Annotated in this window: 14 protein-coding genes; 9 read left to right on the top strand and 5 right to left on the bottom strand. The window is 58.5% G+C overall.

All coding sequences use genetic code 11. The features are described from left to right. Positions 1-28: 28 nt before the first annotated feature. From ugpB to NH395_RS14015, 4 genes are all read left to right on the top strand, one after another. Positions 29-1,354, top strand: a complete 1,326-nt coding sequence (ugpB, locus tag NH395_RS14030) for a sn-glycerol-3-phosphate ABC transporter substrate-binding protein UgpB (protein ID WP_253025704.1) — start codon at positions 29-31, stop codon at positions 1,352-1,354. 71 nt (positions 1,355-1,425) lie between these two features. Beyond that, positions 1,426-2,310 carry a sn-glycerol-3-phosphate ABC transporter permease UgpA gene (gene ugpA / locus NH395_RS14025; protein WP_253025702.1) on the top strand — a complete coding sequence of 295 codons (885 nt, stop codon included), beginning with the start codon at positions 1,426-1,428 and terminating at the stop codon, positions 2,308-2,310. A gap of 38 nt (positions 2,311-2,348) precedes the next feature. Continuing rightward, on the top strand, positions 2,349-3,191 hold the full coding sequence (gene ugpE / locus NH395_RS14020) for a sn-glycerol-3-phosphate ABC transporter permease UgpE (RefSeq protein WP_253025700.1): 843 nt from the start codon (positions 2,349-2,351) through the stop codon (positions 3,189-3,191). Then, positions 3,192-4,256 (top strand): sn-glycerol-3-phosphate import ATP-binding protein UgpC, encoded by a 1,065-nt coding sequence (locus tag NH395_RS14015; protein ID WP_253025698.1) that lies wholly within the window; start codon positions 3,192-3,194, stop codon positions 4,254-4,256. Here NH395_RS14015 and NH395_RS14010 read toward each other — a convergent pair. Then, complete coding sequence (locus NH395_RS14010) at positions 4,242-4,907, bottom strand: SDR family oxidoreductase (RefSeq protein ID WP_253025696.1); 666 nt, start codon at positions 4,905-4,907, stop codon at positions 4,242-4,244. The two genes, NH395_RS14015 and NH395_RS14010, sit on opposite strands and share 15 nt — an antisense overlap. 183 nt (positions 4,908-5,090) lie before the next feature. Here NH395_RS14010 and NH395_RS14005 point away from each other — a divergent pair, with 183 nt between their 5' ends. From NH395_RS14005 to NH395_RS13985, 5 genes are all read left to right on the top strand, one after another. Then, positions 5,091-6,254, top strand: coding sequence for a glycosyltransferase family 1 protein (locus tag NH395_RS14005; protein ID WP_253025694.1), 1,164 nt, complete (start codon positions 5,091-5,093; stop codon positions 6,252-6,254). Further along, positions 6,217-6,756: a phosphatase PAP2 family protein gene (locus NH395_RS14000; RefSeq protein WP_253025692.1), complete on the top strand. Its 540-nt coding sequence runs from the start codon at positions 6,217-6,219 to the stop codon at positions 6,754-6,756. Before NH395_RS14005 ends, NH395_RS14000 begins: the two co-directional genes overlap by 38 nt. A 720-nt stretch (positions 6,757-7,476) precedes the next feature. Continuing rightward, positions 7,477-7,608, top strand: a complete 132-nt coding sequence (locus tag NH395_RS13995) for an entericidin A/B family lipoprotein (protein ID WP_066316266.1) — start codon at positions 7,477-7,479, stop codon at positions 7,606-7,608. A 7-nt stretch (positions 7,609-7,615) separates the two neighbouring features. After that, positions 7,616-8,164, top strand: coding sequence for a YqiA/YcfP family alpha/beta fold hydrolase (locus NH395_RS13990; RefSeq protein ID WP_253025690.1), 549 nt, complete (start codon positions 7,616-7,618; stop codon positions 8,162-8,164). 70 nt (positions 8,165-8,234) lie between these two features. After that, a complete protein-coding gene (locus NH395_RS13985) occupies positions 8,235-8,411 on the top strand; it encodes a DUF6435 family protein (protein WP_139197158.1) in 177 nt (58 codons plus the stop codon). A gap of 22 nt (positions 8,412-8,433) precedes the next feature. On the opposite strand, the gene ntrC is transcribed toward NH395_RS13985, so the two are convergent. From ntrC to glnA, 4 genes are all read right to left on the bottom strand, one after another. Then, positions 8,434-9,861: a nitrogen regulation protein NR(I) gene (gene ntrC / locus NH395_RS13980; protein WP_066316268.1), complete on the bottom strand. Its 1,428-nt coding sequence runs from the start codon at positions 9,859-9,861 to the stop codon at positions 8,434-8,436. Next, positions 9,858-10,916 (bottom strand): nitrogen regulation protein NR(II), encoded by a 1,059-nt coding sequence (gene glnL / locus NH395_RS13975; protein WP_290443846.1) that lies wholly within the window; start codon positions 10,914-10,916, stop codon positions 9,858-9,860. The genes ntrC and glnL overlap by 4 nt, the downstream gene beginning before the upstream one ends. A 206-nt stretch (positions 10,917-11,122) precedes the next feature. After that, positions 11,123-11,647, bottom strand: a complete 525-nt coding sequence (locus tag NH395_RS13970) for a DUF4124 domain-containing protein (protein ID WP_253025688.1) — start codon at positions 11,645-11,647, stop codon at positions 11,123-11,125. Positions 11,648-11,745: 98 nt separating this feature from the next. Then, positions 11,746-13,152 (bottom strand): glutamate--ammonia ligase, encoded by a 1,407-nt coding sequence (gene glnA / locus NH395_RS13965; protein ID WP_253025686.1) that lies wholly within the window; start codon positions 13,150-13,152, stop codon positions 11,746-11,748. Positions 13,153-13,556: the final 404 nt, after the last annotated feature.

Genomic DNA, 13,556 nt, shown 5'->3' with positions numbered 1-13,556 from the left:
ATTCATCTCAGGCCCACAAGGAGCTTTTATGCCTCGCTTTACACTGCAAGCGCTTGCCGTAGGGGTGGCGACGGCCAGCCTAAGCCTTTCTGCTCAGGCGGCAACAGAGATTAGCTGGTGGCACGCCATGGGCGGTCAGCTTGGTGAAATCCTGGAAGGCATTACCGAAGACTTCAACCAGTCCCAGGATGATTACCGCGTTAACCCCAGTTACCGCGGCACCTACACGGAGACCATGACCGGTGCAATCGCCGCCTTCCGTGCCAATGAGCAGCCGCACATCCTGCAGGTCTTTGAAGTCGGTACCGGCACCATGATGAACGCCGAAGGCGCCATCTATCCGGTGCATGAACTGATGGAAGCGCACGGCCGCGCTTTCGATAACGATGCCTTCCTGCCCGCCGTGGTGGGTTATTACACCGACACCAACGGCAACATGCTGTCGTTCCCGTTCAACTCGTCCACGCCGATCATGTACTACAACCGCGACATGTTCGAGGCAGCGGGCCTGGATCCCGAGCAGCCCCCCGAGACATGGCAAGAGGTGGTGGATGTCTCTCGCCAACTGGTGGATGCCGACGTGGCAAGCTGCGGTTTTACCACCTCCTGGCCCAGCTGGGTAATGCTGGAAAACTTCTCTGCCATGCATAACTCGCCGTTAGGCACGCTGGAAAATGGCTTTGGCGGGATAGAGACCGAGCTCAACTTCAACAACGAACTGGTCGCCCGCCACTGGGATAACCTCCACGACTGGCAGGAAGAAGACATCTTCCGCTGGGCTGGCCCCGGCACCGGCCCGGACTCCGAGCCAATGTTCTACTCCCAGGACTGCGCGATTTTCTTTGGCTCTTCAGCCTCTCGCGCCGATGTCGCCGCCAATTCAGAATTTGACGTCGGCTTTGGCATGCAGCCCTATTACGCCGACGTGGAAGATGCCCCGCAGAACTCGATTATCGGTGGCGCGACGCTTTGGGCACTGCAAGGCCATAGCGAAGAAGAGTACGCAGCCGTTGCGGCCTTCTTCGAGTACCTTTCCCAGCCTGAGGTACAAGCCGACTGGCACCAGCAAACCGGTTACCTGCCCATCACCCAGGCCGCCTGGGACCTGAGTAAAGAGCAGGGTTATTACGAAGAGAACCCGGGGGCAGATATCTCGCTTGAGCAGATGACCCTCAACGAGCCAACCGAAAACTCCAAAGGCCTGCGTTTTGGCAATTTCGTGCAGATCCGCGACATCATCTCCGAAGAGATGGAAGCCGTGATGACCGGCGATAAATCCGGTCAGGAAGCGGCGGACGATGCCGTGGAACGCGGCAATGCGCTGCTACGGGACTTCGAAGCCGCCAATCAGTAACCAGGCACTGACATCGCCGCTTACCCAAGGGTAGGCGGCGCTTTCGTTTCGGCTGTGTTCAAGAGCTGCCCATGCAAACAAAACGCATGACCTTTCCGGGGCGCTGGTTGCCTTTCGCCCTGCTGGCCCCCCAGGTGGTCATCACGCTGATTTTCTTTATCTGGCCGGCGGGCCAGGCGCTGTATCAGTCGCTGCTGCGGGAAGATGCCTTTGGCCTGAAAACTACCTTTGTGGGCCTTGAGAACTTTGCCCGCCTGTTCCGCGACGGCAGCTATCTCAATTCGCTCTCGGTGACGGCGATCTTCGCGGTAGGCACCACGCTGGTCTCCATGTCGGTGGCGCTGCTACTGGCCAGCACCGTCAACCGGATGCTTCGTTCGCGCAGCACCTACACCACCCTGCTGGTCTGGCCCTACGCCATCGCGCCCGCCCTCGCGGGCGTTTTATGGTGGTTCATCTTCAATCCCTCCATCGGCATCGTGCCTTACATGCTGGAGATGGTGGGTTACCAATGGAACCACCGCAATTCAGGCAGCGACGCCATGCTGCTGGTGATTCTCGCCGCCGCCTGGAAGCAGGTCTCCTATAACTTCCTGTTCTTCCTGGCGGGGATGCAGTCCATTCCACAATCGCTGATTGAAGCGGCCGCCATTGATGGCGCCAGCCCCATCAAACGCTTCTGGACAATCGTCTTCCCGCTGTTGTCGCCCACGACCTTCTTTCTGTTGGTCGTCAACGTGGTGTACGCCATGTTCGACACCTTTGGCATTATCCACGCCACCACCGAAGGCGGGCCTGCACAGGCCACCAATATCCTGGTTTATAAGGTGTATGCGGATGGCTTCATAGGGCTGAATCTGGGGTCTTCGGCCGCTCAGTCGGTGATGCTAATGGTGATTGTGGTCGCGCTGACCGTGATTCAGTTCCGCTTTATCGAGCGGCGCGTTAATTATTAACAGACGGTCTGCTAATCCGGCCTTGATGGAGTGTTGTGATGGTTGAAAACCGGCCCTGGGCCAATGGCTTTGCCCATACTGTGTTGATCATCGGCGTGGCGCTGGTGGTTTTCCCCGTTTATATCGCCATTGTGGCCTCGACCCAGGCACCTGATGAGCTACTGCGCGGGACCCTGCCGTTGCTACCCGGCAGCCATGGGATCGAAAACTATACCCAAATGTGGCAATCCGGCGTTTCGTCGGCCAACTCTCCATCCGCCGCGCTGATGCTGTGGAACAGCTTTGTAATGGCCATGGCGATCACCATAGGCAAGCTGTTTATCTCGCTGCTGTCCGCCTTTGCCATCGTCTACTTCCGCTTCCGCTTCCGCATGTTCTTTTTCTGGCTGATTTTCGTCACCCTGATGCTGCCGGTGGAAGTGCGCATTATCCCCACGTATCAGGTAGTGGCCGACCTCAGCATGCTCAACAGCTTTGCCGGCCTGTCGATTCCGCTGATTGCCTCGGCCACCGCGACCTTTCTGTTCCGCCAGTTCTTCATGACCGTCCCCGAAGAAATGCTCGAAGCCGCCCGGGTCGACGGCGCCGGGCCGCTGAAGTTTTTTAAAGACATCCTGATGCCGCTTTCGGTGACCAATATCGCCGCGCTGTTCGTGATCATGTTCATCTACGGCTGGAACCAGTACCTCTGGCCGCTGCTGATCACCACCGACCCCGACTACACCACCATCGTGATGGGCATCCAGCGCATGACCTCGGAAGAGAATCCCCAGTGGCACCTGGTGATGGCCGCGGTGGTCATGGCCGCGCTGCCGCCGGTGTTAGTCATCCTGTTCATGCAACGCCTGTTTGTGAAAGGCCTGACCGAGACGGAGAAGTAAATGGCCAGCATTACTCTGGAGGGAATAACGAAAACCTATAGCGGTGATGTCCGGGCGGTCAAAGGCGTTGACCTGCAGATCGACGACGGCGAGTTTGTCGTGCTGGTCGGGCCTTCCGGCTGCGGTAAATCCACCCTGCTGCGCATGGTGGCCGGGCTTGAAACCATCACCGACGGCACGCTCAAAATCGGTGACCGGGTGGTCAATAAGCTCGAACCCGCCGAACGCGACATCGCCATGGTATTCCAGAACTACGCCCTCTACCCGCATATGACGGTCTACAACAACCTGGCTTATGGCCTGAAAAACCGCGGCTTCAAAAAAGACGAGATTGATCAGCGCGTTCACGTTGCCGCCAAAATGCTGGAGATCGAGGAGTTTCTTGAGCGCAAACCGCGCAAGCTCTCCGGTGGTCAGCGCCAGCGGGTGGCCATGGGCCGCGCGTTGGTGCGGGACCCGGCCGCCTTTCTGTTCGACGAGCCCCTCTCGAACCTGGATGCCAAGCTGCGCGTGCAGATGCGTGTCGAGATCAAGCAGCTACAGCGGCGTTTGAAAACCACCAGCCTGTATGTCACCCACGACCAGCTTGAAGCCATGACCCTGGGTGACCGCCTGGTGGTGCTCAACGCCGGGCAGATCGAGCAGGTGGGCACGCCCATGGAGATCTATGCCCGCCCCGCGACCATGTTTGTGGCCGGGTTTATCGGCTCCCCCGCCATGAACATGCTGAAGGTGGATTACCTGAAAACACAGGGCGAAAGCGGCCTGCTGGACAACCTGCCCGACGGCACCGATACCGTCGGCATTCGACCGGATGATATGCACTTAGCGCCGCCCCAAGCGCCTCACTTGACCGTCGACTCAACGCTTGCGCTGTTTGAAGCCGCCGGGGCCGAGAGCCACCTGTATGTAAACCTCGCGGGTAGTGACCAACCCACGGTCATCCGTGTCTCCGGCCAGCCGCCGGTGGCCGAAGGCGAAACGCTGCGGTTCTACGTGCCCCGCGACGCGCTGCATCCGTTCAACAGCGTCACGGGGCAGCGCACGCCATCACCAGGGGAGTGACTCGCCGTTGCTGTGCCAAAACCCGCCGCTGTTATCGAGGGTCAATGCCTCAATCCGCGCGGCAATGCCAAGCGCGGCATCCTGAGGGCTGATAAATCCACCAAAATTGACCATGCGCGTTTGCACATAGCCGGGGTGCAGTTGAGCCACGGCAATGCCGCGTGGTTTTAAATCCATCGCCAGGGATTTACCAAAGGCATTGAGCGCCGCCTTGGACGCCCGGTACCCATAGCGGCCGCCCGAGTCGTTATCTGCGATGGATCCCATGCGGCTGGTGATGTTGACGATCTTGCTGCCTTTGGCGAGATTGGGCAGCAGCGCCTCCGCTACCCGTAGCGGCGCATAGGCATTGATTTCCATCTGCTCGCGAATACTGTCGAAATCAAGGCTGCCCAGGGATTCATCGCGCAGCAGTCCGGCATTGTTGATAAGCAAGTCCAACGTCTGGCCTTTCAGGGTCTTGGCAAGGCGGGCAACATCATCAGGCTGAGTGACATCCGCCGACTCGATCACCTGATCGGCCACACGCGCCAGCGCGTCGGATGACTGACGGCAAACACCGATAACGCGATAGCCTTCATCAGCATAATGCTCTGCCAGCGCCAGCCCGACACCCCGGTTGGCCCCCGTGATTAACACCGTTGATTTCATCTGTAACTCCCATTGATGGAACACGATTCACGGCAACATGGTACATCCTTGCACAACCCTTAGGCTGGCCGTCTTTAAACGCTGACAGGTGCCTTGCTGTCATCGCTTGTTCACCTGTCTGTCTTAGTCATGTCATGCCTGCCGCCCACACTCTGCATAAATGGACAAGAGGGCGGATCGCACATGCGGCTTTGCATCGTCAGTGAAACATGGGCACCGGAAATCAATGGTGTCGCGCACACCTTGAGTCGGCTTAGCCGCGAGCTTGACCGCCATCAGGTACGTATTGATGTGATTCGGCCAAAGCCCCCGCTTGCCGCCAAGGCCCCTCAGGCAATGGCCGAACTGCAGGTATCGCGCTTTGCCATCCCGGGCTACCGCGACGTACAGGTGGGCTTTTGCCGCCCCGCGACCTTGCGCAAGTTCTGGAAAGCCCAGCGCCCCGATGTGATTTACCTGGCCACCCAAGGCCCGCTGGGCTGGTCGGCACGCCTGGCGGCACGCCAAATGGGCATTCCGCTGGTGGCAGGCTGGCACACCAATTTCGACCACTACTGTGGCGATTACGGCGTTCCCTGGCTCGCTTCGGCCACCCGCCGCTATTTGCGCTATTTCCATAACGGTTGCGGCTTAACCCTGGTGCCTACCCAACTGCAGGCCAGCCAACTTCGCCAGCAAGGCATCAACGACGTCGCGGTGATGTCACGCGGCATCGATGGTGAGCGTTTTTCGCCCGCCCATCGCGACCCTGAATTACGCCGTGCCTGGGGGGTGAGTGACCATCAGCCAGTGGCGCTTTATGTCGGGCGGCTCGCCGCCGAGAAAAACCTCGCGTTGCTACAGGAAACCTACCACGCCATGCGCAACGTCCGCCCCGACATGGCCCACGTGATCGTGGGCGATGGCCCTGCCAAGGCTCAGCTTGAAAGCGCGCTTCCGGATGTGCATTTTACCGGTTTTATTGACCCCGACGCGCTTGCCCGGCATTACGCAAGCGCCGACCTGTTCATCTTCCCCTCGCTTTCCGAAACCTGGGGCAACGTGGTCAGTGAGGCCATGGCCAGCGGGCTCGCCGTGGTGGCCTATCGGCACGCGGCCAGCGCCGAGCTGATCCAGAGCGGCTACAACGGCATTACCGTGCCCATCAACGACGCTGCGGCCTTTTGTCAGGCGGCGGTGACGCTATGCCAACACCCGGCAGACTATGCCAAGTACAGTCGGCTCGCCCGGCTGAAAGCCCTCGAGCAGAGCTGGGCGGGCATTGCCCGGCAGTTTCTTGATTATCTTCTAAAGGCCCAGGAGGCTTATCATGCGACCCCGTCCCCTCGTCGTATTCGATCGTCTTGATTTGCTGGAATGGCAGTTTTGCCAACGCGTGTCGCGCCTATCGCTCTACCGGCCCTGGCGACTGACCCTCCAGGCCGCCAGCCGGCTGGGAGACTGGCCAGCCTGGGTGCTGCTGATCCTGGCGCAACCCTGGCTCCAGCCTGATGGTGCCTGGCGAATGTTGCAGTACACCCTGATCGCCATCATCGCCATCGCCATTTACCGGTTGGTGAAAACCCGCCTGTGCCGTGAGCGGCCGTATATTACTTATCGCAACGGTATTCAGTGCAACGCACCGGCCCGGGATCGCTATAGCTTCCCCAGCGGGCATACCATGCATGCCGTGATGTTCAGCGCCTTGGTCGCCGCTCACACCCCTTGGTTATTGCCTGTGGTCATCCCCTTGGCGATGCTGATTGCGATCTCCCGGGTTGGCCTGGGCCTGCACTACACAAGCGATGTTATCGCCGGGGGTGCCATGGGCTATGGCTTTGCGCTGCTCAGCCTTTACCTTATGGGCTAGCCAGTCCAGCGATGGGTGATCGTCCAGACGCAAAAAAACCACCTCGCCGGAACAAGGTGGTAATTTCGCATCGCCGCCATTCCATGACGCTGATGTTTAGCGCATCCTTACGCTAAAGCGGGGAGTGCCCATTCCTTTGAATGTTCCATCCATTATCAATTGGCTTCCTGCCTTCCTTTTACTACTGCGACACTCCCCTGACCCGCTTTACCTTTCAACTACTGACGTTTCGACTGCCGTAACTTCCTACCCATTACCTTCTAGCTGACGACTACCTTCCTATTACCTTCCAACACGAGAGCAACCTTGCTACGTAACGACTTTCCAATACAGCTTTCCAATACAACTTTTCAATTTCCTGTGAAATAACTTTCCACTTTCTGTTTAACAACACTGACCAACTGCCTTGACGTTGATAACAGTGAGGTTTATCCATGCGAATAAAAAAGCATCCATGACATTTCGCATGTAATGCTAATGGAGCAGACATCAGGCCAACCAGGCTTTAAAAAATACAAAATTAATTTAAATCATGAACTTAGCTTATACCGACATGGGCCACTCATCGCGCCGATGGCACAAAAAACATGTAGCGTATTGGCACATGCGACAAAACAGCATGGTGATATGACAAAAGAGGTACATACTGGCGGTGTGGCTAAACGGCAAACCTTTGCTAATCTAGCTGATATCACGATCTGCCTGAGTAAGGAGACTTCCATGAAACGCGTCACGGCCATTGCCATTCTATGCACCACTGTTCTGCTCCTGGTGAGCGGTTGCAACACCATCCGCGGTGCGGGTGAAGACATCGAGCAGGGTGGAGAAGCCATCCAGCAATCAGCGAGTTAATACGGTTATGCTAACGGTCTACCTGTCACACGGTCTGGAAAGCGGCCCCGGGGCGCTGAAAATGCAGGCGCTGAAAGGCATCGCCGAAAAGCTCGACGATTGTGAGGCCGTGGTAATGGATTACCGTGACCAGCCCGACCCGCAACAGCGCCTTCAGCACCTAATGGCGACGCTGGAGACCCGGGGTGATGACCCTGAACGCTGCGTTTTTGCCGGTTCAAGCCTGGGCGGCTGGCTAAGCGCAGCGGTCAGTTCGCAGCAGCCCGTGTTGGGCTGCTTTTTATTGGCCCCGGCCATCGGGCTGCCGCATTATCCGGAAACCGACCCCACGCTCCAAGCCAGCTGCACTCACGTCATTCATGGCTGGCAGGATGATGTGATCCCACCTCGCCCCGTCATTGACTGGGCCGAACGTCAGCAGCTGTCACTGCGCATGCTGGATGACGATCATCGCCTCCACGAAAGCCTAGATACCCTGCTCAGCGACTTCGACGCCTTCCTGATGCGATGCAGCGCCGTATTGCACGCCCGCTCGATCGCCTGTTCACGCCGCTAAAGGCCTCACGGCATTAGACAAACACTCTCCAAAGGTGTACAAAGAATGTACACACAGAAGGAGAGCGTCCATGTTTGGCCTTTTCAAGCGCGACCCTAAAAAGAAGCTACAGCAAGACTACGAACGCAAGCTGCAAGCCGCCATGGAAGCTTCCCGCAACGGTGACATGCGAGCGAACGCCACCTTGACGGAAGAAGCCGATGCGCTGCTCGCTGAAATAGAGCGCCTTAAAAAAGCAGACAAGTAGCAACGCCTGGCGGTCGTTTCAGCTACTCGTCCGCCAGCGCAGGTAAGAGCGTCTTCAGCTTACGGGTCAGCGTATTGCGCCCCCAACCCAATAGCTCTGCCGCCTCGCCCTTACGTCCGCCGGTATGCTTGAGTGCGGTTTCTATCAAGATGCGCTCAAAGTCCGGCACCGCCTCTTCCAGCAAATGGGTATGGCCCTCCGCCAAGGCGTGATCCGCCCAGTCGCGAAAAGCGCTGCGCCAATCGCCATGGGCGCTGGACTCCGAGGCGCTGGGTGAGCGCAGCTCTGCTGGCAAATCCTCCACCAGCACTTCTCGTCCCGAGGCCATCACCGTCAGCCAGCGGCAGATGTTCTCCAACTGGCGAACATTACCCGGCCAGGGCAGGCGGGTCAGATGCGCTTCCGCTTCGGGGGTCAGCACCTTCACATCCGTGGACAGCTCTTTGGCCGCCTCAGCCAGAAAATGACTCGTCAGCCTGGGGATATCCTCACGCCGCTCGGCCAGTTTCGGCAAGTGGATGCGAATGACGTTCAGGCGGTGAAACAAGTCTTCCCGGAAGCGCCCGTCGTCGACCAGGGATTCCAGGTTCTGGTGGGTGGCCGCGATAATCCGCACGTCGACCTTGGTCGGGGTGTGCCCCCCCACCCGATAGAACTCGCCGTCGGCCAGTACGCGCAGCAGGCGCGTCTGGGTTTCCGCTGGCATATCGCCAATCTCATCCAGAAACAGCGTACCGCCATTGGCCTGTTCAAAGCGCCCCTGGCGCTGTGAGGTGGCACCGGTAAAGGCCCCTTTCTCATGGCCGAACAGCTCGGACTCGATCAAGTCCCGGGGAATCGCCGCCATGTTCAGCGCGATGAACGGCTTGCCCTGGCGCGGGCTGTGCTGATGCAGCGCCTCGGCAACACGTTCTTTACCGGTCCCCGACTCACCGTTGATCAGCACGGTAATGTGCGAGTGGGATAGCCGACCAATGGCCCGGAACACCTCCTGCATGGCAGGGGCTTCACCGATAATTTCGGCGTTGAGCCCCTCCGGTACCGTGACCGGGCGCTGGCGTTCGCGAGCATGGGCAATGGCACGACGCACCAGCGCCAGCGCCTCATCAACGTCAAACGGCTTGGGCAGATACTCGAAGGCACCGCCCTGGTAGGACGCCACCGCACTGTCCAGGTCCGAGTGCGCGGTCATCACGATGACCGGCAAGTCGGGGTGGGCCTCGCGTACCCGTGCCATCAGGTCCAGGCCATCTATTCCCGGCATGCGAATATCGGTAACCAGGACATCCGGCGGACTCTCAAGCAAGCGGGAAAGGGCCGTGTCGGCACGCTCGATACATTCAACCTCGAGGTCGGGTTGCGCCAGCGCACGTTCAAGTACCCAGCGAATCGCACGGTCATCATCAACAATGACGACCCGCGCAACATCATTACGGGCAGGCTCTGTCATGACGCTTCTCCGGTGACATTAATAACCAAGGGAATCAATAAACGAAATTCGGTGCGCCCCGGGCGTGAGTCGCATTCGATCAGCCCTTGATGTTGGTGCAAAATTGATTGGGCGATCGACAGTCCCAGGCCGCTGCCTTCGGCACGGCCCGAGACCATCGGGTAAAACAGGGTTTCCTGCAGGGTGCCGGGAATGCCCGGACCGTTGTCGATAATACCCACCTCGCTGACCAGACGATGACGCTCGGCACCCAGCGTAAACTGGCGGCGCGCGCGCGTGCGCAGTACCAGGGTCGGCGTCGGCGTCTCGGCATCGCCCATGGCCTGGACCGCATTGCGGGCCACGTTCAGTACCGCCTGGATCATCTGTGCTTCATCGCCGAACAGCTCCGGCAGGCTGGGATCGTAATCGCGCTGAATATCCACCCAGGGGTGCTCGGCGATCAGCAATGAACGCACGCGTTCGAGCACCTTGTGAATATTGACCGGCTCGTGCTTGACGATGTAGTTGGGCCCCAGCATGGAATCCACCATATCCCGTAGCCGGTCGACTTCCTCGACGATGATATGGGTAAATTCACGCAACGCCGGGTTATCCAGGTCGCGCTCCAGCAGCTGCGCCGCGCCGCGAATACCGCCCAGCGGGTTTTTGACTTCGTGAGCAAGGCCGCGGGCCAGCACCTTGATGGTTTCCTGGCGGGTGGTTAGCGCTTCCTCGCGGGAAATCTGCATCAGCCGGTCGCGGGGCTCCACTTCCAGCAGCAGTTCCATGTCGGAGAGCGGTGTCACCGTATAGTCGACGGTGAGCGGATCGCTATTCAGCGGCGAAATGCGCGCCTCGCGTTGGGTAAAGGGATGAAAGGCGTCGCGGGCCTTGGCCAGCACTTCGTCGATGCTTTCATCACCGCCCAGCATTCCGTCAAGGCTCATCCCCTGTACTCGGCTCAGACTCACGGCAAACAACGCCTCGGCGGCAGGGTTCATCCAGCGCACATTAAGGCGGCCGTCCAGCAGCAGCACCGCCGTGGTGAGGTGTTCAAGTAAACGCTGGTGCATGGTGGTGTCTTGCAAAGTCGCCTCGTCCATTATCTTGGGTCAACCTTCCGCTGGAAAGATGTAGAGAGAACTGCAAAAAGCGCGCCAAATGCGCCAGCGCGCTGATTTGCACGTCACTTGCGCCGTGTGGCGGTGCATGGCGAGCTGTTTTAGCGCAGGCCATCGACGCCTCCAGCCATCGCATGCACCATAATGGCGCATTAGTGCTATTCTGCCACCACAATCGTCACCGCGGTTGTGCGGTGCTGCCGTCGACCCTGGCTATCCAACAACTCAGCCTGAAGCCGATGCCGACCAGCGGGCAAGTTCGCCAGCCAGAACACATCGCTGTGCAGCGCCGACTGGCTGATCTCGCCATTCACCCGCAGCTGCACCCGATGGTCATCGCGTAACCGCGGCACAATGCTGAGCATGACCGGCGTGGCGGCGCCCACCTCGGCACCAGCGCTTGGCGAGCGAATCAGGAAGCGGTCGTAAGGCATGAAGGGCTGGCCAGGCGAGGTGGCCGGTGGCTTATTGGGCGCCTCCGCGTATTCGCTTGGCAATCCAGGCAGCGGCGCCAGCTCAAGCGCTTCGCCGCCCTCGCTCGGGGTGTCGGAAAAGGTGACATTGCCGTGTTCATCGACCACTCGATAGACGGTTGACGATGCAGCCGTGATATTCACCCATGCGACCAGCACCAGGCCCATGCCCCAGCCCTTTGCCTGCGCCACTAACGCCTTACGCGACATATGCCCCCCCTTAACAAAAAAAACCCCGCCGTGGCGGGGTTTAGGCTTATCTGCACCACATCGGTGAGATTAGCAGCTGTTCTTAGCAGCTGTCGTTCTTAACAGCTGTAGTACATATCAAACTCGACCGGGTGCGTGGTCATGCGAATACGCTCCACGTCTTCCATCTTGAGCTCGATGTAGGCATCGATCATTTCGTCGGTGAACACACCGCCTTCGGTGAGGAAGGCACGGTCGGTGTCCAGCGCTTCCAGCGCCTGATCCAGGCTGCTCGCCACGGTCGGCACGGCCTTGCCTTCTTCCGGCGGCAGGTCGTACAGGTTCTTGTCCATGGCATCGCCAGGATGGATCTTGTTCTTGATGCCGTCGATACCGGCCATCAGCATGGCCGCAAAGGCCAGGTACGGGTTGGCTGTCGGGTCAGGGAAGCGGGTTTCAACGCGCTTGCCTTTCGGGCTGGCGGTATACGGGATACGGATGGACGCCGAACGGTTACGGGCACTGTAGGCCAGCATGACCGGGGCTTCGAAGCCAGGTACCAGACGCTTGTACGAGTTGGTCGAGGCGTTGGTGAAGGCGTTCAGGGCACGGGCATGCTTGATGATGCCGCCAATGTAATACAGCGCCATTTCAGAAAGACCCGCGTACTCATCACCCGCGAACTGGTTGGTACCGTCTTTCCAGAACGACTGGTGAACGTGCATGCCCGAGCCGTTATCGCCTACCAGCGGCTTCGGCATGAAGGTGGCCGTCTTGCCATAGGCATGCGCTACGTTGTGGATAACGTACTTCATTTCCTGGACTTCGTCGGCTTTCTTCACCAAGGTGTTGAATTTCACACCGATTTCGTTCTGACCGGCGTTGGACACCTCGTGGTGGTGAACTTCCACCGACTGGCCAATCGCTTCCAGGGTGTTACACATGGCACCGCGGATATCGTGGAAGCTGTCGACCGGAGGAACCGGGAAGTAACCGCCTTTGACACGCGGGCGGTGACCCAGGTTGCCGCCTTCTACCTGACTGTCCGTGGCCCATGCACCTTCTTCAGAGGTGATCTTGTACATGGCGCCCTGGATGTCGGATTTCCAGTGGACTTCGTCAAAGATGAAGAATTCGGGCTCAGGACCGAAGAAAGCAGTGTCACCAAGACCGGTTGACTGCAGGTACGCCTCAGCGCGCTTGGCAATGGAGCGTGGGTCACGGTCATAGCCCTGCATGGTGGCCGGCTCGATGATATCGCAGCGGAGCACCAGGGTGGCATCTTCGGTGAAGGGGTCAAGATAGGCAGTACCGTCTTCCGGACGCAGAATCATGTCGGATTCGTTGATGCCCTTCCAGCCGTTGATGGACGAACCATCGAACATCTGACCGTTTTCGAAAAACTCTTCGTCGACATCGCGGGCGGGCACGGTCACGTGCTGCTCTTTACCGCGGGTGTCGGTGAAACGCAGGTCTACCCACTTAACATCATGCTCTTCAATTAGCGCGAGAGTCTTGGCTGACATAGTGTCCTCCGGTATGAGCGTGGCTTAAAGCTAATGACAGTAAGCTACCAGTAAATGTTGTTCGACATGTTGCGTGCATCATGGCACGCCTGCCTTGCTTATTCACTCAACGTTTGTCCGTTGCAATCAACAGAACGTCTAGCGATAGAAACCGGCTAATGTTGTAGCACGCCGCAAGGCGAGTTGCCTATGACCTACATAGCCGCTGCCGTTGACAATGCAGATTGCGTGCCACTTCTGCACCAATATGGCATAAATAAATAGCAACTTTTTGTTTTTAAATAATTTTTAAAATCAGTTTTGTGCCACTTCATGTTGCATTTCACGCGTGGCTGCCAATACACGGCCCGACAAGGCCTTTCTATGCACCAATAAAGAACAAAAACGCGGTCTTTTGCACAATC

This window comes from Halomonas sp. Mc5H-6 (genome assembly GCF_024124705.1).
GTDB classification, from domain to species: Bacteria; Pseudomonadota; Gammaproteobacteria; order Pseudomonadales; family Halomonadaceae; genus Vreelandella; species Vreelandella subterranea.
Note: the sequence above shows the minus strand (reverse complement) of the source record. Positions and strands in the feature narration are given on the sequence as shown.